This window comes from Caballeronia sp. NCF2 (assembly GCF_023631205.1).
GTDB lineage: Bacteria > Pseudomonadota > Gammaproteobacteria > Burkholderiales > Burkholderiaceae > Caballeronia > Caballeronia zhejiangensis.
Genome location: NZ_JALQDN010000002.1, coordinates 236,386 through 254,880 on the forward strand (window position 1 = coordinate 236,386; position 18,495 = coordinate 254,880).

Annotated in this window: 16 protein-coding genes; 5 read left to right on the forward strand and 11 right to left on the reverse strand. The window is 61.8% G+C overall.

The window, feature by feature from the left end:
• Window positions 1-89: 89 nt before the first annotated feature.
• From fusA to NCS02_RS03270, 4 genes are all read right to left on the reverse strand, one after another.
• Window positions 90-2,195 (reverse strand): elongation factor G, encoded by a 2,106-nt coding sequence (gene fusA, locus NCS02_RS03255; RefSeq protein ID WP_008351216.1) that lies wholly within the window; start codon window positions 2,193-2,195, stop codon window positions 90-92.
• Between the two features lie 193 nt (window positions 2,196-2,388).
• Window positions 2,389-2,958: a DUF192 domain-containing protein gene (locus tag NCS02_RS03260; RefSeq protein ID WP_008351215.1), complete on the reverse strand. Its 570-nt coding sequence runs from the start codon at window positions 2,956-2,958 to the stop codon at window positions 2,389-2,391.
• Window positions 2,959-3,081: 123 nt separating this feature from the next.
• Window positions 3,082-3,288 carry a hypothetical protein gene (locus NCS02_RS03265; protein ID WP_075583544.1) on the reverse strand — a complete coding sequence of 69 codons (207 nt, stop codon included), beginning with the start codon at window positions 3,286-3,288 and terminating at the stop codon, window positions 3,082-3,084.
• A 395-nt stretch (window positions 3,289-3,683) separates the two neighbouring features.
• Window positions 3,684-4,259: a pseudouridine synthase gene (locus tag NCS02_RS03270; RefSeq protein ID WP_008351207.1), complete on the reverse strand. Its 576-nt coding sequence runs from the start codon at window positions 4,257-4,259 to the stop codon at window positions 3,684-3,686.
• A gap of 200 nt (window positions 4,260-4,459) precedes the next feature.
• On the opposite strand from NCS02_RS03270, the gene icd reads away from it, so the two are divergent.
• On the forward strand, window positions 4,460-5,716 hold the full coding sequence (gene icd / locus NCS02_RS03275) for an NADP-dependent isocitrate dehydrogenase (RefSeq protein ID WP_008351202.1): 1,257 nt from the start codon (window positions 4,460-4,462) through the stop codon (window positions 5,714-5,716).
• 158 nt (window positions 5,717-5,874) lie between these two features.
• Here icd and cspD read toward each other — a convergent pair whose 3' ends face one another.
• Entirely contained in the window at window positions 5,875-6,081 is a 207-nt protein-coding gene (gene cspD, locus NCS02_RS03280) for a cold shock domain-containing protein CspD (RefSeq protein WP_008351201.1), read from the reverse strand.
• Between the two features lie 525 nt (window positions 6,082-6,606).
• Between cspD and clpS the strand changes: the two genes are divergently transcribed.
• Both clpS and clpA read left to right on the forward strand, forming a co-directional pair.
• The gene (gene clpS / locus NCS02_RS03285) at window positions 6,607-6,921 is read left to right on the forward strand and encodes an ATP-dependent Clp protease adapter ClpS (RefSeq protein WP_008351199.1); all 315 of its coding nucleotides are present in this window, start codon (window positions 6,607-6,609) and stop codon (window positions 6,919-6,921) included.
• Window positions 6,918-9,221, forward strand: coding sequence for an ATP-dependent Clp protease ATP-binding subunit ClpA (gene clpA, locus NCS02_RS03290; RefSeq protein ID WP_008351197.1), 2,304 nt, complete (start codon window positions 6,918-6,920; stop codon window positions 9,219-9,221). Before clpS ends, clpA begins: the two co-directional genes overlap by 4 nt.
• A gap of 175 nt (window positions 9,222-9,396) precedes the next feature.
• On the opposite strand, the gene NCS02_RS03295 is transcribed toward clpA, so the two are convergent.
• The 6 genes from NCS02_RS03295 to NCS02_RS03320 form a co-directional block, all read right to left on the reverse strand.
• Entirely contained in the window at window positions 9,397-10,002 is a 606-nt protein-coding gene (locus NCS02_RS03295; RefSeq protein WP_250522882.1) for a hypothetical protein, read from the reverse strand.
• A 156-nt stretch (window positions 10,003-10,158) separates the two neighbouring features.
• Window positions 10,159-10,605, reverse strand: coding sequence for a dUTP diphosphatase (gene dut, locus NCS02_RS03300; RefSeq protein WP_008351195.1), 447 nt, complete (start codon window positions 10,603-10,605; stop codon window positions 10,159-10,161).
• Between the two features lie 88 nt (window positions 10,606-10,693).
• Window positions 10,694-11,902, reverse strand: a complete 1,209-nt coding sequence (gene coaBC / locus NCS02_RS03305) for a bifunctional phosphopantothenoylcysteine decarboxylase/phosphopantothenate--cysteine ligase CoaBC (RefSeq protein ID WP_244807743.1) — start codon at window positions 11,900-11,902, stop codon at window positions 10,694-10,696.
• A 54-nt stretch (window positions 11,903-11,956) separates the two neighbouring features.
• Window positions 11,957-12,475, reverse strand: a complete 519-nt coding sequence (gene lspA, locus NCS02_RS03310; RefSeq protein WP_033537118.1) for a signal peptidase II — start codon at window positions 12,473-12,475, stop codon at window positions 11,957-11,959.
• Complete coding sequence (ileS, locus tag NCS02_RS03315) at window positions 12,476-15,307, reverse strand: isoleucine--tRNA ligase (protein WP_008351192.1); 2,832 nt, start codon at window positions 15,305-15,307, stop codon at window positions 12,476-12,478. It abuts the gene before it with no gap.
• Between the two features lie 95 nt (window positions 15,308-15,402).
• Window positions 15,403-16,398 (reverse strand): bifunctional riboflavin kinase/FAD synthetase, encoded by a 996-nt coding sequence (locus NCS02_RS03320; RefSeq protein WP_250522883.1) that lies wholly within the window; start codon window positions 16,396-16,398, stop codon window positions 15,403-15,405.
• Between the two features lie 150 nt (window positions 16,399-16,548).
• On the opposite strand from NCS02_RS03320, the gene purN reads away from it, so the two are divergent.
• Window positions 16,549-17,199 carry a phosphoribosylglycinamide formyltransferase gene (gene purN / locus NCS02_RS03325; protein ID WP_244807745.1) on the forward strand — a complete coding sequence of 217 codons (651 nt, stop codon included), beginning with the start codon at window positions 16,549-16,551 and terminating at the stop codon, window positions 17,197-17,199.
• Complete coding sequence (locus NCS02_RS03330; RefSeq protein WP_008351189.1) at window positions 17,196-18,494, forward strand: RsmB/NOP family class I SAM-dependent RNA methyltransferase; 1,299 nt, start codon at window positions 17,196-17,198, stop codon at window positions 18,492-18,494. Before purN ends, NCS02_RS03330 begins: the two co-directional genes overlap by 4 nt.
• The last annotated feature ends 1 nt before the right edge of the window (window position 18,495 follow it).

Here is an 18,495-nt window from a genome sequence, read left to right on the forward strand (position 1 = left end):
CCGTGTATCGTCTGCGGATATGAAAAAGTCCGTTGCCGCCATCAAGGAAGCGAGCAACGGACTTCCGATACTACACGGTTCGATCGCGATTATTTCGCTTTCGAATTGATGATCGCTTCCGACACGTTCGACGGCGTCTCCGCGTAATGCTTGAACTCCATCGTGTAGGTCGCGCGGCCTTGCGTCAGCGAGCGCAGCGACGTCGAGTAGCCGAACATCTCGGCAAGCGGCACTTCCGCGCGCACGAGCTTGCCGCCGCCGCCCGCGATGTCCTCCATGCCCTGCACGATGCCGCGCCGGCCCGAGAGATCGCCCATCACGTTGCCCATGAAGTCCTCGGGCGTCTCGACTTCAACGGCCATCATCGGTTCGAGCAGCACGGGCTTCGCCTTGCGCATCGCTTCCTTGAAGGCCATCGAGCCCGCCATGCGGAACGCGTTTTCGTTCGAATCGACATCGTGATACGAGCCGAAGGTGAGCCGCACTTTCACGTCGACGACCGGATAGCCCGCGAGCACGCCGGCCTTCAGCGTTTCCTGAATGCCCTTGTCGACGGCGGGGATGAACTCGCGCGGAATCACGCCGCCCTTGATCTGGTCGACGAACTCGTAGCCCTTGCCGGGGTCCGGCTCCAGCGCGATCACGGCGTGACCGTACTGCCCGCGTCCGCCCGACTGCTTGACGAATTTGCCTTCGACATCCTCGACCTTGTTGCGCACGGTCTCGCGATACGCGACCTGCGGCTTGCCGACCGTCGCCTCGACGCCGAACTCGCGCTTCATCCGGTCGACGAGAATCTCGAGGTGCAGCTCGCCCATGCCGGAGATGATCGTCTGGCCCGATTCCTCATCGGTCGTCACGCGGAACGACGGATCTTCCTGCGCGAGACGGTTCAGCGCGATGCCCATCTTTTCCTGATCGGCCTTCGTCTTCGGTTCGACGGCCTGCGAGATCACCGGTTCAGGGAAGATCATCCGTTCGAGGATGATGACGTTCTGCGGATCGCAAAGCGTGTCGCCGGTCGTCGCTTCCTTGAGACCGACGGCCGCCGCGATGTCGCCCGCGCGCACCTCCTTGATTTCCTTGCGCTCGTTCGCGTGCATTTGCAGAATCCGGCCGAGGCGCTCCTTCTTGTCCTTCACCGGATTGAAGACCGTGTCGCCTGAATTCACGACGCCCGAATACACGCGGAAGAAGATCAACTGCCCGACGAAGGGGTCGGTCATGATCTTGAACGCGAGCGCGGAGAACGGCTCGTCGTCGCTCGGATGACGCTCCGCTTCCTCGTCGTCTTCCGTGTGGCCGAGAATCGCGGGCACGTCGACGGGCGAGGGCAGGTAGTCGATCACGGCGTCGAGCATCGCCTGGACGCCCTTGTTCTTGAACGCGCTGCCGCAGAGCATCGGTACGATTTCGTTGGCGATCGTGCGTTTGCGCAGCGCGCCCTTGATCTCGTCCTCGGTCAGGCTGTTGTGGTCTTCCAGATACTTCTCGAGCAGCTCTTCGCTCGCTTCGGCGGCGGCCTCGACCATCTTCTCGCGCCACTCGTGCGCGAGATCCTTGAGGTTGTCGGGAATTTCCTCGTAGGTGAACTTGATGCCCTGGCTCTCGTCGTCCCAGACGATCGCCTTCATCTTCACGAGGTCGACGACGCCCTGGAAGTGATCTTCCGCGCCGATCGGAATCTGGATCGGCACCGCGACGCCCTTCAGCCGGTCGCCGATCTGCCGCTGCACGCGAAAGAAGTCCGCGCCGACGCGGTCCATCTTGTTGACGAACGCGATGCGCGGCACCTTGTACTTGTTCGCCTGACGCCACACGGTTTCCGATTGCGGCTGCACGCCGCCGACCGAGTCGTAGACCATGCACGCGCCATCGAGCACGCGCATCGAGCGCTCGACTTCGATCGTGAAGTCGACGTGCCCCGGCGTATCGATGATGTTGATGCGATGTTCCGGATAATTGCCGGCCATGCCTTTCCAGAAGGCCGTCGTTGCCGCGGAGGTAATCGTGATGCCGCGTTCCTGCTCCTGCTCCATCCAGTCCATCGTGGCCGCGCCGTCGTGCACTTCGCCGATCTTGTGCGTCACGCCGGTGTAGAAAAGGATGCGCTCGGTAGTCGTAGTTTTGCCGGCATCGATGTGAGCGCTGATTCCGATATTCCGATAGCGCTCAATGGGAGTCTTGCGGGGCACGTGAACCTCCTGTGGTTTGAGTCGGCGCGGCGTGTGAAGCCAACGCGAATGCGTCGCGCCGAATCTTTTTAGGATAGCGCGTCGGCAGGCTCTTTGCAGGAATCCTGCCAGCCCGGCGCAAGCGACTTCCCGGACGCAAAAAAACCGGCGTGTCGTGCGACGACGCCGGTTGTTCGGGCGGGCAAGAAGCGCGTTACTGCGCGCGCGGCAAGCCTTTGATCTGCGTGCCCGGCTTGATGCCTTTCGCGGCAAACCATCCCTTCGGCATTTCGAGCGCATACACGCCGTTGTTGCGCGGGCAGTGGTTGTTCTCGGTTTCGGCCTGCATCTCGTCGATGTCGGTGATCGTGCCGTCCGCGCGGATGAACGCGATCGACAGCGGGATCAGCGTGTTCTTCATCCAGAAGCAATGCACGGCGTTTTCATTGAACACGAAGAGCATGCCTTCGTTCGGTGCGAGCTGCGTGCGATACATGAGACCTTGCTCGCGATCGGCATCGTTCGCGGCGACGGCGGCGTCGATCACATACATGCCCGCGGTCAGCTTTGCACGCGGAAAGTCGGACGGCTGCTTGGCGCCGGGCGGCATCGTCTGCGCCTGTGCGAGCGGCAATGCGGCGAAGGGCAGGGCAAGCGCGATCACGCATGCGCGCGCGAGCTTGCCGAGGTTGATTTGTTGATTGAAGAAGCGCGAGACGAGATTCACGGCAAAGCTCCCTTTCTGATCGATGGCTTGCGCCTGAGCCGGACAAACCCCGCGCATGTTACTCGATGCGCAGGCACAAAACAAAAGGGCAGACGCCTTGCGGCCATCTGCCCTTTGAACGCCGTAAGGACGGCGGTAATGCTCGTTCTTGACTTCGCTATACCGCCTCTTACAAAAAACTTACTGAGCTGCCGAAGCGGCTGCCGGAGCCGACGCAGCGGCTGCCTTCTTGTGCGACTTCGACGACTTGTGCGACGTCTTCTTGTGAGCCGACTTGTGAGCCGACGAAGCAGCTGCCGGAGCAGCAGCGGCCGGTGCCGAAGCTTCTTGTGCGAAAGCAGCGGTTGCGAACAGGCCAGCGACGAGAGCAGCGATCAGTTTGTTCATCTGTGAATCCTCAGCTTGAGTTAATTAACCAAACGACCCGGTCATTGAGTCATGTCGGTAAACGAGCCACCTACCTTTCGGTTGACACTCGACATCGATAATTCAAATTCGATGCGACTGTGAACGCTTGAACCTTTCAAACTCCCTGGAGCACACAGGTAGTTGTAATCAGTTATTCGCTCATGCCGGATAGCTTTATGCGGCATCTGACGCCCTTAACGCGTCGCGTGAAGAGTCGGTTGACGCGATTTACAGAGAAAATTGCGCGGCGACAAAAAAATATCGGCGGCGCGATATGCGCTACTCGATCTCGATGACAGCACGTTTAAACACATCGCACTAAACGATGCACACGGCGATGCACACGGCCGATATTCAGGATAGTTGAATGCGATTCAACGAACGCGTTGCCACGGCGCGCGCGGGGCAACCTCGACGGTCTCGCCCGGCGCGAGGCCGAGCGTGAAGATATCGAGCGCGCCGATCGCGACGCGTACGAGCCGCAAGGTCGGAAAGCCGACTGCAGCCGTCATGCGCCGCACCTGCCGATTCTTGCCTTCGGTGATGGCGAGCTCGATCCACGTCGTCGGGATGGCGGCGCGATAGCGGATCGGCGGATTGCGTGGCCAGAGCGCTTCGATGTCGCGTTCGTCGACGAATGCGCTGCGGCACGGCTGCGTCACGTAATCGCCGAGATCGACGCCTTTCGAAAGACGCGCGAGCGCGGCTTCGTCGGGCGCGCCTTCGACTTGCGCCCAATAGCGCTTTACCAGCTTGTGACGCGGCTCCGCGATGCGGGCCTGGAGCGCGCCGTCGTCGGTGAGGAGGAGCAGGCCTTCGCTATCGGCGTCGAGCCGGCCCGCGGGATACACGCCCGGCGTCTTCACCCAGTCGCCGAGCGACGCGCGCGTCTCGTGCGCCGAAAACTGGCAGATGGTGCCGAAGGGCTTGTTCAGGGCGATAAGTGACATGCGAGGCGCGCGGCGTGATCGGATGCGGCATCTTAAAGCATGCGCGCGGCGGCTTTCGGGCGCGCCGGGACAAGCCAGCATGGTTAGAATGATGAAGTGAACTTCATCGCGCGGGTTCATCGCCCGCGCATGCTGCATCGCATCGCTCTCTATCCAGTTTGCTTGCTTCCATTCAAGCCCGGCCTTATTTGGAGTCGACCATGCCGTATCAGCACATCAAGGTTCCGGAAGGCGGTGACAAGATCACCGTCAACGCGGACTTCTCGCTCAACGTCTCGGATCAGCCGATCATCCCGTATATCGAGGGCGACGGCACGGGCGTCGACATCACGCCGGTGATGATCAAGGTCGTCGATGCGGCGGTCGAGAAGGCCTACGGCGGCAAGCGCAAGATTCAATGGATGGAAATCTTCGCGGGCGAAAAGGCGACGCGCGTCTACGGCCCCGACGTGTGGCTGCCGGACGAAACGCTCGAAGTGGTGAAGGATTTCATCGTGTCGATCAAAGGGCCGCTCACGACGCCCGTCGGCGGCGGCATCCGCTCGCTGAACGTGGCGCTTCGTCAGCAACTCGATCTCTACGTGTGTCTGCGTCCGGTGCGCTACTTCAAGGGCGTGCCGTCGCCGGTGCGCGAACCGGAGAAGATCGACATGGTGATCTTCCGCGAGAATTCGGAAGACATCTACGCGGGCGTCGAATGGCCGGCGGATTCGCCCGAAGCGAAGAAGGTCATCAAGTTCCTGCGCGAAGAAATGGGCGTGAAGAAGATCCGCTTCCCTGATTCGTCGGGACTCGGCATCAAGCCCGTTTCGCGCGAGGGCACGGAGCGGCTCGTGCGCAAGGCGATCCAGTACGCGATCGACAACGATCGCCGCTCGGTGACGCTCGTGCACAAGGGCAACATCATGAAGTTCACCGAAGGCGCCTTCCGCGATTACGGCTACGCGCTCGCGCAGAAGGAGTTCGGCGCGGAACTGATCGACGGCGGCCCGTGGATGAAGGTGAAGAATCCGAAGTCGGGCAGCGATATCGTCGTGAAGGATGTGATCGCCGATGCGTTCCTTCAGCAAATCCTGCTGCGTCCCGCCGAATACGACGTGATCGCCACGCTCAACCTGAACGGCGACTACATCTCGGACGCGCTCGCGGCGCAGGTGGGCGGCATCGGCATCGCGCCGGGCGCGAACATGTCGGATTCCGTCGCGATGTTCGAGGCGACGCACGGCACGGCGCCGAAATACGCGGGCAAGGACTACGTGAATCCCGGTTCGGAAATTTTGTCCGCCGAAATGATGCTGCGCCATCTCGGCTGGTTCGAGGCCGCGGACCGCATCATTTCGTCGATGGAGCAGTCGATTCTTTCGAAGCGCGTCACGTACGACTTCGCGCGTTTGATGGAAGGCGCGACGCAAGTATCGTGTTCGGGTTTCGGAGAGGTGATGATCGAGAATATGTGAGGACTCACCTCGATTCGATGTGGTAAATAAAAACCCCGGAAGGCCTACGCCTTCCGGGGTTTTTATTTCGCGCACATGCCTCATATGCGTGCAACGCGCGAGGCATGAAAAAACCCGGCGCGAAGGCCGGGTTTCACGAGGCTAAGTCGATCGAACGGTCAGGCAGCGTCCTGAATGTTCGAAGCTTGTTTGCCTTTCGGTCCCTGGACGATCTCGAAGCTGACCTTCTGGCCTTCCTTGAGCGTCTTGAAACCGTTCATTTGAATCGCCGAGAAATGTGCGAACAGATCCTCGCCGCCTTCATCGGGCGTGATGAATCCGTAGCCTTTCGCGTCGTTGAACCATTTGACCGTACCAGTAGACATTCGTACTTCCCCTCTAACTCTTGTCGCACCCAGAGCACGCTCGAAAAGCTCGACGGCACACCCCACAATGTGAACCGCCCCCTCCTCACAAGCTCACCTCGGCCTCTTTTTTCGTCCGTGGTTGGCCCCCGGAAAAAAGTGCCAGTTTGATTGTTAAATCTCTTAAATCGGGTGTCAAGGAATTTTTGGGATAGCCGTTAAGCTCGTTGCAAAGAGCGCATTCGTAGGGTAATTCCTGCTTTGCGTGTGTGCTGCCGTCCAAGCAAGTCATCTTGAAAAGTCGCATAATCGACTCACTTGTGTGATACCCGGCGGCCCGCAGCGCTTGGTGCTCGGTTTGTTTTTTTTGAAGCTGTGCGATACTGGTTTCGACGAGGTGCAAGCGGGCCGCGCCGAAATGTTGGGCAGCGGCAGGATTCGATGGACGACACCTGTGCGAGTGCGGTTTTCAGCGACACATTCCGACCGGGCGGTCGGTGCTGGAGCGGCGATTGCGAGGACGTCCGTGATGTTTAGAATGGGTGTATGGCGATCAATCCCAACAAGCAGGATGGCACAGTACTGGAGCGGCAGGAGCAGAAGCTCAAGAAGCCGGCCATGTACAAGGTGGTGCTGCTGAATGACGACTTCACGCCGATGGAATTCGTCGTGATGATCGTGCAGGAATACTTCAATAAGGATCGTGAGACCGCGACGCAGATCATGCTCAAGGTTCATCGCGAAGGCAGGGGAGTTTGTGGGGTCTACACGCGAGACATTGCGTCGACCAAAGTTGAGCAAGTCGTTAGCCATGCACGGCAAGCGGGGCATCCGCTGCAGTGCGTGATGGAGGAAGCATGATTGCCCAGGAACTGGAAGTCAGTCTGCACATGGCGTTTATGGAAGCACGTCAGGCGCGGCATGAGTTCATAACGGTCGAGCACCTGTTGCTCGCCCTGTTGGACAATCCGACCGCGGCTGAAGTGTTGCGCGCCTGCGCAGCCAACATTGAAGATTTGCGTCAGAACCTGCGCAATTTCATTCATGACAACACGCCGACCGTGCCCGGCACGGACGACGTCGATACTCAGCCGACGCTTGGTTTCCAGCGCGTGATCCAGCGCGCGATCATGCACGTGCAATCGACTTCGAATGGCAAGAAGGAAGTGACCGGCGCGAACGTGCTGGTCGCGATCTTCGGCGAGAAGGACTCGCACGCGGTGTACTACCTGCAGCAGCAGGGCGTCACGCGTCTCGATGTCGTGAATTTCATTTCGCACGGCATTGCGAAGACGAATAGCGGCGACGCCGCCAAGGCGAGCAGCGAAGCGAATCCGGAATCGGAAGACGCCGCTGCGCAGAAGGAAACGCCGCTCGCGCAGTTCACGCAGAACCTCAACCAGCTCGCGAAGGACGGCAAGATCGATCCGCTGATCGGCCGTGAACTCGAAGTCGAGCGTGTGGTGCAGGTGCTGTGCCGCCGTCGCAAGAATAATCCGCTGCTCGTCGGCGAAGCCGGCGTCGGCAAGACGGCGATCGCCGAGGGCCTCGCATGGCGCATCACGCGCGGCGAAGTGCCGGACATCCTCGCCGATGCACAGGTCTACTCGCTCGACATGGGCGCGCTGCTCGCCGGTACGAAGTATCGCGGCGATTTCGAGCAACGTCTGAAGACGGTGTTGAAGGAACTGAAAGAGCGTCCGCACGCGATTCTGTTCATCGACGAAATTCATACGCTGATCGGCGCGGGCGCGGCATCGGGCGGCACGCTCGACGCATCGAACCTGCTGAAGCCGGCGTTGTCGTCGGGTCAGTTGAAGTGCATCGGCGCGACCACGTTCACGGAATATCGCGGCATCTTCGAGAAGGACGCGGCGTTGTCGCGGCGTTTCCAGAAGGTCGATGTCACCGAGCCGTCCGTCGAACAGACGGTGGCGATTCTGCGCGGCCTCAAGACGCGCTTCGAAGAGCATCACGGCGTGAAGTATTCGTCGGGTGCGCTGTCGGCGGCGGCGGAACTGTCGGCACGATTCATCACGGACCGTCATCTGCCGGACAAGGCCATCGACGTGATCGATGAAGCGGGCGCGGCGCAACGCATCCTGCCGAAGTCGAAGCAGAAGAAGACCATCGGCAAGAGCGAGATCGAAGAGATCATCTCGAAGATCGCGCGCGTGCCGGCGCAGAGCGTGTCACAGGATGACCGCAGCAAGCTCCAGACGCTCGATCGCGACCTGAAAGCCGTCGTGTTCGGTCAGGATCCGGCGATCGACGCGCTGTCGGCGTCGATCAAGATGGCGCGCGCGGGTCTCGGCAAGCTGGACAAGCCGATCGGCGCGTTCCTGTTCTCCGGCCCGACGGGCGTCGGCAAGACGGAGGTCGCGAAGCAGTTGGCGTTCACGCTGGGCATCGAACTGCTGCGCTTCGACATGTCGGAGTACATGGAACGCCATGCGGTCAGCCGTCTGATCGGCGCGCCGCCGGGCTATGTCGGTTTCGATCAGGGCGGTTTGCTGACCGAAGCCGTCACGAAGAAGCCGCATTGCGTGCTGCTCCTCGACGAAATCGAGAAGGCGCATCCGGACATCTACAACGTGCTCTTGCAGGTGATGGACCACGGCACGCTGACGGACAACAACGGCCGCAAGGCGGATTTCCGCAACGTCATCATCATCATGACGACGAACGCGGGCGCCGAGGCAATGGGCAAGGCGGTGATCGGCTTCACGTCGCGACGCGAGTCGGGCGACGAAATGGCCGACATCAAGCGCATGTTCACGCCGGAGTTCCGCAACCGTCTGGACCAGATCATCAGCTTCCGTTCGCTGGACGAGGAAATCATCCTGCGCGTGGTCGACAAGTTCCTCATGCAACTGGAAGATCAGTTGCACGAGAAGAAGGTCGATGCGGTCTTCACCGATTCGCTGCGCAAGCACCTGGCGAAGCACGGTTTCGATCCGCTGATGGGCGCGCGTCCGATGCAGCGTCTGATTCAGGACACGATCCGTCGCGCCTTGGCCGACGAGCTCCTGTTCGGCAAGCTGGTCAACGGCGGCCGCGTGACGGTCGATGTCGATGCGGACGACAAGGTGCAGCTGACGTTCGACGAAAACTCGGCGCCGCCGCGCAATCCGAATCCGGAAGCGATCGAAGTGGATTAACGCGTTTAAGGCGGGACGATAAGCGTGGACTCGAAAGAGCCCACGCTTTTTTTTGCGCGTTTCACAACAAGCCGTTCCATGCTCAAGCATGTTTAATGTATCCGTGTCCCATCGCATGAGTCTCGAAGTCCAGATGATGCGCGGAAACGAGCAAGCGCGTCTTCTGTTTGCGTCCTCACGGGTTGAGCGTTCCGACCATGATGTTAATCGAGCTGATGGTTACGATGCGCAAGTCTTTATCTCCAGTTGCACCTGAGAGCCGAAACTTGCCGTGTTCCCCGTTATTGCTGTGAAACGAGACTGCCGATGAGGGTTTTACGAAGTCCGGCGACACTCCGAATATGGTGAAAAATCTCCAGCCGATTCCTTGCATGCACGACGAATCGTGGTGATCGTCGGGGCTCGCCAGTACGGTTTCCAGAGGCGGGGGCGGAAGCGGGCCAAGGATGATTTCCTCGCAGTCATTGCCGTGTATGTCTGCATCTACTTGAATGGCGACAAGGTAGAACAGGCCGTTATACGACGTCGGAAACATTTGCGCGGTGTAGGTGTTGGAGTAGAAACTCACTTGAGCCACATCGAGCTTACTTACTACGGTAGAAGTTGTTTCGCCCAGAAGCGCCTGCCCATCACCCGTCAAGCGATGAACTCGATGCTGTCTCGAGCAACGCGCCGAGATAGCTGCAGTTATGTTGATGGAGATAGTCCGCGCGTTCTTTTGCTGTAGGGAGTTATAGGTTTGTAATGTCAAAATAACTGTGAAGGTTTGTAATACGCGCAAGCGATTTGATTGCGAGAATTTTCCTATTTGAAAGTTCGATATTTTGGATCGTTAAACAAAAACGCGGATTATCTAAAAGATAATCCGCGTTTCATCGGTAATCGAACTGATCAGTGGGACGATCTATGTCTCGTCCCAGCGCGAGTGCATTCGCTTTCAGTGTTTCCCGGTACTTCCAAATCCACCAAGCCCGCGCTCGCTCGCTTCGAAATCATCGACGATATTGAACTGCGCCTGCACGACCGGCACGATCACCATCTGTGCGAGACGCTCCATCGGGTTCAGCGTGAACGCGGTGTCGCCGCGATTCCACGTCGAAACCATCAGTTGGCCTTGATAATCCGAATCGATCAGCCCAACGAGATTGCCGAGAACGATGCCATGCTTGTGACCCAGACCCGAGCGCGGAAGGATCATCGCGGCATAGCCGGGATCGGCGAGATGAATGGCGAGGCCGGTCGGCACGAGCACGGTCTGATGCGGCTCGATGACGAGCGGCGCATCGAGGCACGCGCGCAGATCGAGGCCCGCGCTGCCGGGCGTGGCGTAGGCGGGCATGAAGTCGCGCATGCGCGCATCGAGAATCTTGACGTCGAGTTTCATAAATCGAGGCGTTATTGAATGGAATGGCCGAGCTCGAAAGCATCGGCGGGAAGTCGATAGGAGCGCGTGCGCGCGGCGTCGAGTTCGGTCACGACAACAGCGTGCCGCCGGTCTTCGGCGCGCGTTTTGCGATCTCCGCGATCAGCGTGCGCGCGAGTTCCTGCTTGCCGGCGCGCGGCAGCGGTGTCGTGCCGCTTTCTTCGAACAGCACGACTTCGTTGTCGTCGCGTCCGAACGTGAGCTGTCCGATATTGCCGATCAGCAGCGGCACGTTCTTGCGCTTGCGTTTCTCATCGCCATGAACCTCGAGATTGCCGCTTTCCGCCGCAAAGCCGACGCAAAAAGGCGGATTCGGCAGCTTCGCCACCGACGCGAGAATGTCCGGATTCTCGATGAAGTTGAACCTCGGCAACGCGTCGGCGGTCTTTTTGATCTTCTGTTCGCTGACGTGATCGACGCGCCAGTCCGCCACCGCGGCGACCGCGATGAAGATGTCGGTGTCAGGGGTCGCGGCCATCACCGCATCGTGCATTTCCTGCGCGGTCTGCACGTCTTCGCGATACACGCCCCACGGCGTCGGCAGGGAAACCGGACCGGCGACGAGATGCACGTCCGCGCCCGCCTGCGCCGCCGCGCGTGCGAGCGCGAAGCCCATCTTGCCCGACGAACGATTGGTGATGCCGCGGACCGGATCGAGCGGCTCGAAGGTCGGACCGGCGGTAATCAGCACGCGCTGGCCGCGCAGAATCTTCGGCTGAAAGAACGCGCAGATCGCTTCGAACGCGGCTTCCGGCTCGATCATGCGGCCGTCGCCGACTTCGCCGCACGCCTGCGAGCCCGAATCCGGACCGAGCACTTCGACGCCATCGGCGCGAAGCTGGCTGACATTGCGCTGCGTCGGCGGGCTTTGCCACATCTGGCGGTTCATCGCGGGCACGACGAGCAGCGGGCAATCGCGCGCGATGCACAGCGTCGAAAGCAGGTCGTCGCACATGCCATGCGCGAGCTTCGCCATGAAGTCGGTCGAGGCGGGCGCGATGACGATCGCATCCGCTTCGCGCGAAAGATCGATGTGCGGCATGTTGTTCGGCATGCGCGCATCCCACTGCGACGTGTACACGGGACGGCCCGACAGCGCCTGCATCGTGACGGGCGTGATGAACTGCGTGGCCGCTTCCGTCATCACGATCTGCACGGTTGCGCCGGCCTTGACGAGCAGGCGCGTCAGTTCGGCGATCTTGTAGCAGGCGATGCCGCCGGTCAGTCCTAAAACGAGATGTTTGCCCGCGAGTTCCAACTTGCCTCCATCGCAAAAGAACACGGCTCCGTGAGAGGAGCCGCGTCGTGAATATCAACGTGAACCGCGCACGCGCCGCAGTTCGTCGAAAATCAGCAGGACCGCGCCGACGGTGATCGCGCTATCGGCGAGGTTGAACGCCGGCCAGTGCCACGCGTTCACATGAAAATCCAGAAAGTCGATGACGTGCCCGTACGCAATCCGGTCGATGACATTGCCGATCGCACCGCCCATGATGAGCGACAACGCCGTGCAGAACATGCGCTGCCCCGAATGGCGCTTGAGCAGATAGCAAATCACGATCGCCGCGACGACGCCCAACGCCGTGAACGCCCAGCGCTGCCAGCCGCCCGCCATCGCGAGGAAGCTGAACGCCGCGCCGCGGTTGTAGACGAGCAGCAGATTGAAAAAGGGCGTGAGCGCATGCGGATCGCCATAGGCGAACACGCGCTGCACGGCGATCTTCGTCAACTGGTCGAACAGAATGACGATGAGCGCGACGCCGAGCCACGGCGCGAGCGAACCGCTGCTCGCGGTTCTAACGGAAGTTTGCTTTGCCATCGTTCGAGCCATTTATGCCGCGCCTCGCGTTTCGCCTGCGCCGAAGAGATTGGAGAAGCAGCGGCCGCAGAGGCCCGGATGTTCCGGGTGCGAGCCGACATCGGCGCAATAGTGCCAGCAGCGCTCGCACTTCATGTAGCTCGACGCGGCGACATCGACGCCTTCTTCTGCTTCGCTCGCCACCTTTTCCACTTGCGCCGACGACGTGATCAGCACGAAGCGCAATGCATCGCCGAGACTCGCGAGTGCGTCGTAACGCGCGCCGCTCGCACGAACCACGACTTCCGCCTGCAGCGACGAACCGATCTGATTGGCCGTGCGCGCTTCTTCGAGCGCCTTGGTGACGTCGCCGCGCGCGCTGCGGATGAGCGTCCACTTGTCGAGCAGATCGCCGCCGTTCGCGATCTCCGGATACGTCGCGAAGACTTCCGTGAAGATCGTTTCCTGACCGGGCTTGAGCACCTTGTACGCTTCTTCGGCCGTGAACGACAGATACGGCGCGACGAGACGCAACAAGCCGTGCGCGATATGGAACAGCGCGGTTTGCGCGCTGCGGCGCTCGCGCGAATCGGGCTTCGTGGTGTAGAGGCGATCCTTCAGCACGTCGAGATAGAAGCCGCCGAGGTCTTCCGAGCAGAATGTCGCGATCTTCGCGACGACCGGATGGAATTCGTACTTCTCGTAGTGCGCGAGGGCGTCGTCCTGCAGATTGCGCGTGAGCGCGATGGCGTATCGATCGATTTCGAGCCAGTCCTGAACCGGCAGCGCGTTCTTGTCGAAATCGAAGTCCGACAGATTCGCGAGCAGGAAGCGCAGCGTGTTGCGGATACGGCGATACGTCTCCGTCACGCGCTTCAGGATTTCCTCGGAGATCGCGAGCTCGCCCGAATAGTCCGTCGATGCGATCCACAAACGGATGATTTCCGCGCCAAGGCGATTGGACACTTCGTGCGGATCGATGCCGTTGCCGAGCGACTTCGACATCTTGCGGCCTTCGCCATCGACGGTGAAGCCGTGCGTGAGCAGCGCGTCGTAGGGCGCGCGGCCGTCGAGCATCGACGCGGTGAGCAGCGACGAATGGAACCAGCCGCGATGCTGGTCCGAGCCTTCGAGATAGAGATCGGCCGGAAACTGCAGCGAATCCTTGTGCGAGCCGCGCAGCACGTGCCAGTGCGTCGTGCCGGAATCGAACCACACGTCGAGCGTGTCGCGGTTCTTCTCGTACATGTTGGCTTCGTCGCCGATCAGTTCGCGCGGATCGAGCGATTGCCACGTTTCGATGCCGCCTTCCTCCACACGCTTCGCCACTTCTTCCAGCAACTCCAGCGTGCGCGGATGCAGCTCGCCGGTTTCCTTGTGCACGAAGAACGCCATCGGCACGCCCCACTGACGCTGACGCGAAAGCGTCCAGTCCGGGCGATTCGCGATCATGCTGTAAAGACGCTGCTTGCCCCATGACGGATAAAACGCCGTGTTCTCGACGCCTTCCAGCGCGATCTCGCGCAGCGTGCGGCCGCCGTCCTTCGGCTTCACGTCCATGCCGGCGAACCATTGCGAGGTCGCGCGATAGATGATCGGCGTCTTGTGGCGCCAGCAGTGCATGTAGCTGTGCGTGTACTTTTCGCTCTTGAGCAGCGATCCCGCGCCTTCGAGCGCTTCGACGATCTGCGGATTCGCCTTCCAGATCGACAGCCCGCCGAACAGCGGCAACGATTCGATATAGCGGCCATCGCCCATCACCGGGTTGATGATGTCCGAGTCCGGCATGCCGTGCGCCTTGCACGACACGAAGTCTTCCACGCCATACGCCGGCGACGAATGCACGATGCCCGTGCCGCTTTCCGTCGTCACGTAATCGCCGAGATAGACCGGCGCCGTGCGCTTGTAGCCCGGATGCGCTGCCGCGAGCGGATGGTGGAAGCGCAGGTTCGCGAGCTTTTCGCCGGTCGTCGTCGCGATGACTTCGCCCGTCAGGCCGTAGTTCTGCAGGCACGCTTCGACGCGCTCCTGCGCGAGGATCAGGAGACCGCGCGGCGTATCGACGAGCGCGTAGACGATCTCCGGATGCACGTTCAGCGCCTGGTTCGCGGGAATGGTCCAGGGCGTCGTCGTCCAGATGACGATGCCGCCTTCCGTCTTCGGCAGCGCGGGCAGGCCGAACGCCTGCGCGGTCTTCTCCGGTTCGGCGAACGCGAACATGACGTCGATGGTCGGATCGGTCTTGTCCTTGTATTCGACTTCCGCTTCGGCCAGCGCCGAGCCGCAGTCGAAGCACCAGTTTACCGGCTTCAGGCCGCGGAACACGAAGCCCTTCTCCATGATCTTGCCGAGCGCGCGGATCTCGCCCGCTTCGTTGGCGAAGTTCATCGTCTTGTACGGATTGTCCCAGTCGCCGAGCACGCCCAGGCGCCGGAAGCCGACCTTCTGTTTTTCGATCTGCTCGCCCGCATACGCGCGCGCCTTCCGCATCACTTCGATGGCGGGCAGCGTCTTGCCGAACTGCTTTTCGATCTGGATTTCGATCGGCATGCCGTGGCAGTCCCAGCCCGGCACGTAGACCGCGTCGAAGCCCGCGAGATTGCGCGCCTTGACGATCATGTCCTTCAGGATCTTGTTGACGGCGTGACCGAGGTGGATGTCGCCGTTCGCATACGGCGGGCCGTCGTGCAGGATGAACTTCTTGCGGCCCTTCGACGCCGCGCGGATCTTCTCGTAGATCTTGTTGTCCTGCCACTCCTTGACCCACGCGGGTTCGCGCTTGGGCAGGTCGCCGCGCATCGGGAAGGGCGTGTCGAGCAGGTTGACGGGATACTTCGAGGAGGCTTTTTCTTTCTTGTCGCTCATGGGTGACTCAGTGAATTCGGTGAGACGGCGCTCGTCTTTTAGCGCGCGGTGATTCGGAAGCGGGGCAGCGGACGGCACAAGAACGCGCCGCACGCTCACCTAATTCGGTCGGTCGCCGAGATGGCGAAGCCCGTCGCGCGGCTGCCGGCGTTGCTCGCGGGCGGCAGGCCGAAGTACGCGCGCGCGTTGTCGACGTCTTTCGCGATGGCGCGGCCGAGCGTTTCGAGGTCGACGTACTTCTCCTCGTCGCGCAGCTTCTTCAGGAATTCGACGCGCACGAGCTTGTCGTAGGCGTCGCCGTGCCAGTCGAGCACGAACACTTCGAGCAGCACGCGGCCGGAATCGTCGACGGTCGGGCGCAGGCCGAGGCTCGCGACGGCGGGCAGCGGTTCATCGGCGAGGCCGTGCACGCGCACGACGAAGATGCCCGCGAGCGCCGGCCGTTTGTGCGCGATCGGCAGATTCAGCGTGGGAAAGCCGAGATCGCGTCCGAGCTTCGCGCCGTGCACGACGTGACCGCTGATGACATACGGGCGCCCGAGCGCGACTTGCGCCGCGTCGAGATCGCCCGCGACGAGCGACGCCCGCACCGACGACGACGATATGCGCGTGCCGTTCGGATGCGCGACTGTTGCCATCTGCTCGACTTCGAAGCCGTATTTCTCGCCGGCGGCTTTCAACGACTCGAAATTGCCCGCGCGTTTCGCGCCGTAGCAGAAGTCGTCGCCGACCATGACCCAGCGCGCGTGCAGGCCATCGACGATGACGTTCTTCACGAACGTATCCGGCGATTGTCCCGCGAACGTCTTGTTGAAATGCTCGACCACCACGCGATCGACGCCGTTGGTGCGCAGCGCTTCGAGCTTGTCGCGCAGCATCGCGATGCGCGGCGGCGCGCCCGCCGGATTGAAGAACTCGCGCGGATGCGGCTCGAAAGTCATCACGCAGACCGGCAGGCCGCGCGCGTCGGCGGCTGCCCGCACGTGCGCGAGCAGCGCCTGGTGGCCGCGATGGACACCGTCGAAATTGCCGATGGTCAGTGCGCAGGGCGCCCGGCTTTCGGCATTGGGGAGGCCGCGAAAGACTCTCACGATAGGCGATGGTCGGTGGGAGGGGCTGATGCTGCAAAGCGTTAGATTATAAACGCTCGCAAGGAGGGACGGGCGCGAGCGCCCCGGCGCGATGCCTGACCGAACCCGTTTGGCACGATTCTCGCACCCTTCGAATGATAAAATCCGCGGATGAAAAAAATCGTCATTCTGATCTCCGGACGCGGGAGCAACATGGAGGCCGTCGTGCGTGCATGCGCGCGCGAAGGCTGGCCGGCTCGCGTCTGCGCGGTCATTTCCAACCGGCCCGATGCCGCCGGGCTAGGCTTCGCGGCCGCGAACGGCATCGAAACGAACGTGGTGGATCATCGTCAGTTCGACGGTCGCGAATCGTTCGATGCCGCGCTCGCGCGTGAAATCGATCGCTTCGAGCCCGATCTCGTCGTATTGGCCGGCTTCATGCGCGTGCTGACCGACGCCTTCGTCGGGAAATATGCCGGGCGCATGCTCAACATTCATCCGTCGCTGCTGCCGTGTTTTCCGGGCTTGCGTACGCATCAGCAGGCGCTCGACGCAGGCGTGCGCGTGCACGGCGCAAGCGTGCATTTCGTGACGCCGACGCTCGATCACGGGCCGATCGTCGCGCAAGGCGCGGTGCCGGTCGTCGCCGGCGACGATGCCGCCGCGCTCGCCGCGCGCGTGCTCAAGGTCGAGCACGACATCTATCCGCGCGCGGTGCGCTGGTTTATCGAAGGGCGTCTTTCTATCGAAGGGGAGCGCGTCGCGCTCACGCCGTCTGAGCCGCAATGGCTCTTTGCCGACATTGCCGGGGAGGGCGTATGAGGCTGCATGGATTTCTGATCGGACAAACCGAAACGCTGCTTGCGGACGTGCTCCGCTTTTCCGGCCCCGCCGATGCCGCGACGAGCCGCTTTTTCCGCGCGCATCCGAAGCTCGGGCACGGCGAGCGCGGCGTGATCGCCGAGGCGGTTTTCGCGGTGCTGCGCCGGAAGATGGAGTTTTCGCATCTCGCGGAAAGCGGCAGCGGCAACCAGGCGCGCCGTCTGGCGCTGCTCGGGCTGATGCAGACGGCCGGGCTCTCCGCGCTGAAGCCGTTCGTCTCGGCCGATGAGTATCAATGGCTCTCGCAAGTCTCGAAGATCGATCCGGCGAGCTTGCCGGTGCGCGTGCGGACCAACCTGCCGCAGTGGATCTACGACGCGATGGGCAAGCGCTTCGAGCCGGAGGAACTCGCGCAGCTCGCCGCCGCGCTGAACTATCCCGCGCCGCTCGATCTGCGCTCGAATCCGATCAAGGCGGATCGCAAGGTCGTGCTGAAGGCGCTGACCGAAGCGGGCATCGACGCCGGCGAAATGCCGTTCGCGCCGTTCGGCATCCGCGTGGACGGCAAGCCGGCGCTCACGCGTCTCGCGCCGTTCCAGGAAGGCTGGATCGAAGTGCAGGACGAGGGTAGCCAGTTGCTCTGCTCGCTGATGGCCCCGCGCCGCGGCGAAATGATCGTCGATTTCTGCGCGGGCGCGGGCGGCAAGACGCTCGCCCTCGGCGCGATGATGCGCTCGACCGGCCGTCTCTACGCCTTCGACGTGTCCGATCGCCGGCTCGCGAAGCTCAAGCCGCGGCTTGCGCGCAGCGGTCTGTCGAACGTGAATCCGGTGCTGATCGACAGCGAGCACGACGCGAAGATCAAGCGTCTCGCGGGCAAGATCGACCGCGTGCTCGTCGATGCGCCGTGCTCGGGCCTCGGCACGCTGCGTCGCAATCCGGATCTGAAGTGGCGCCAGTCGCCCGCGACCGTCGCGGAACTCACGCCCAAGCAGCTCTCGATCCTGTCGAGCGCCGCGCGCCTCGTGAAGACCGGCGGCCGTCTCGTCTATGCGACCTGCTCGATGCTCGAAGCGGAGAACGAAGACGTCGTGAAGCAGTTCCTCGAGACGCATCCGAACTTCCGCGTCGTGCCCGCGCGCGACGTGCTGGCGGAACAGCGCATCGATCTCGATACGGGCGAATTCCTGTCGCTGTGGCCGCACAAGCACGGCACCGACGGCTTCTTCGCGGCGGTGCTGGAGCGCGTGCCGGACGCCGCAAAAGCGCCCAAAGCGGCCGAAGAAACCGCTTAAG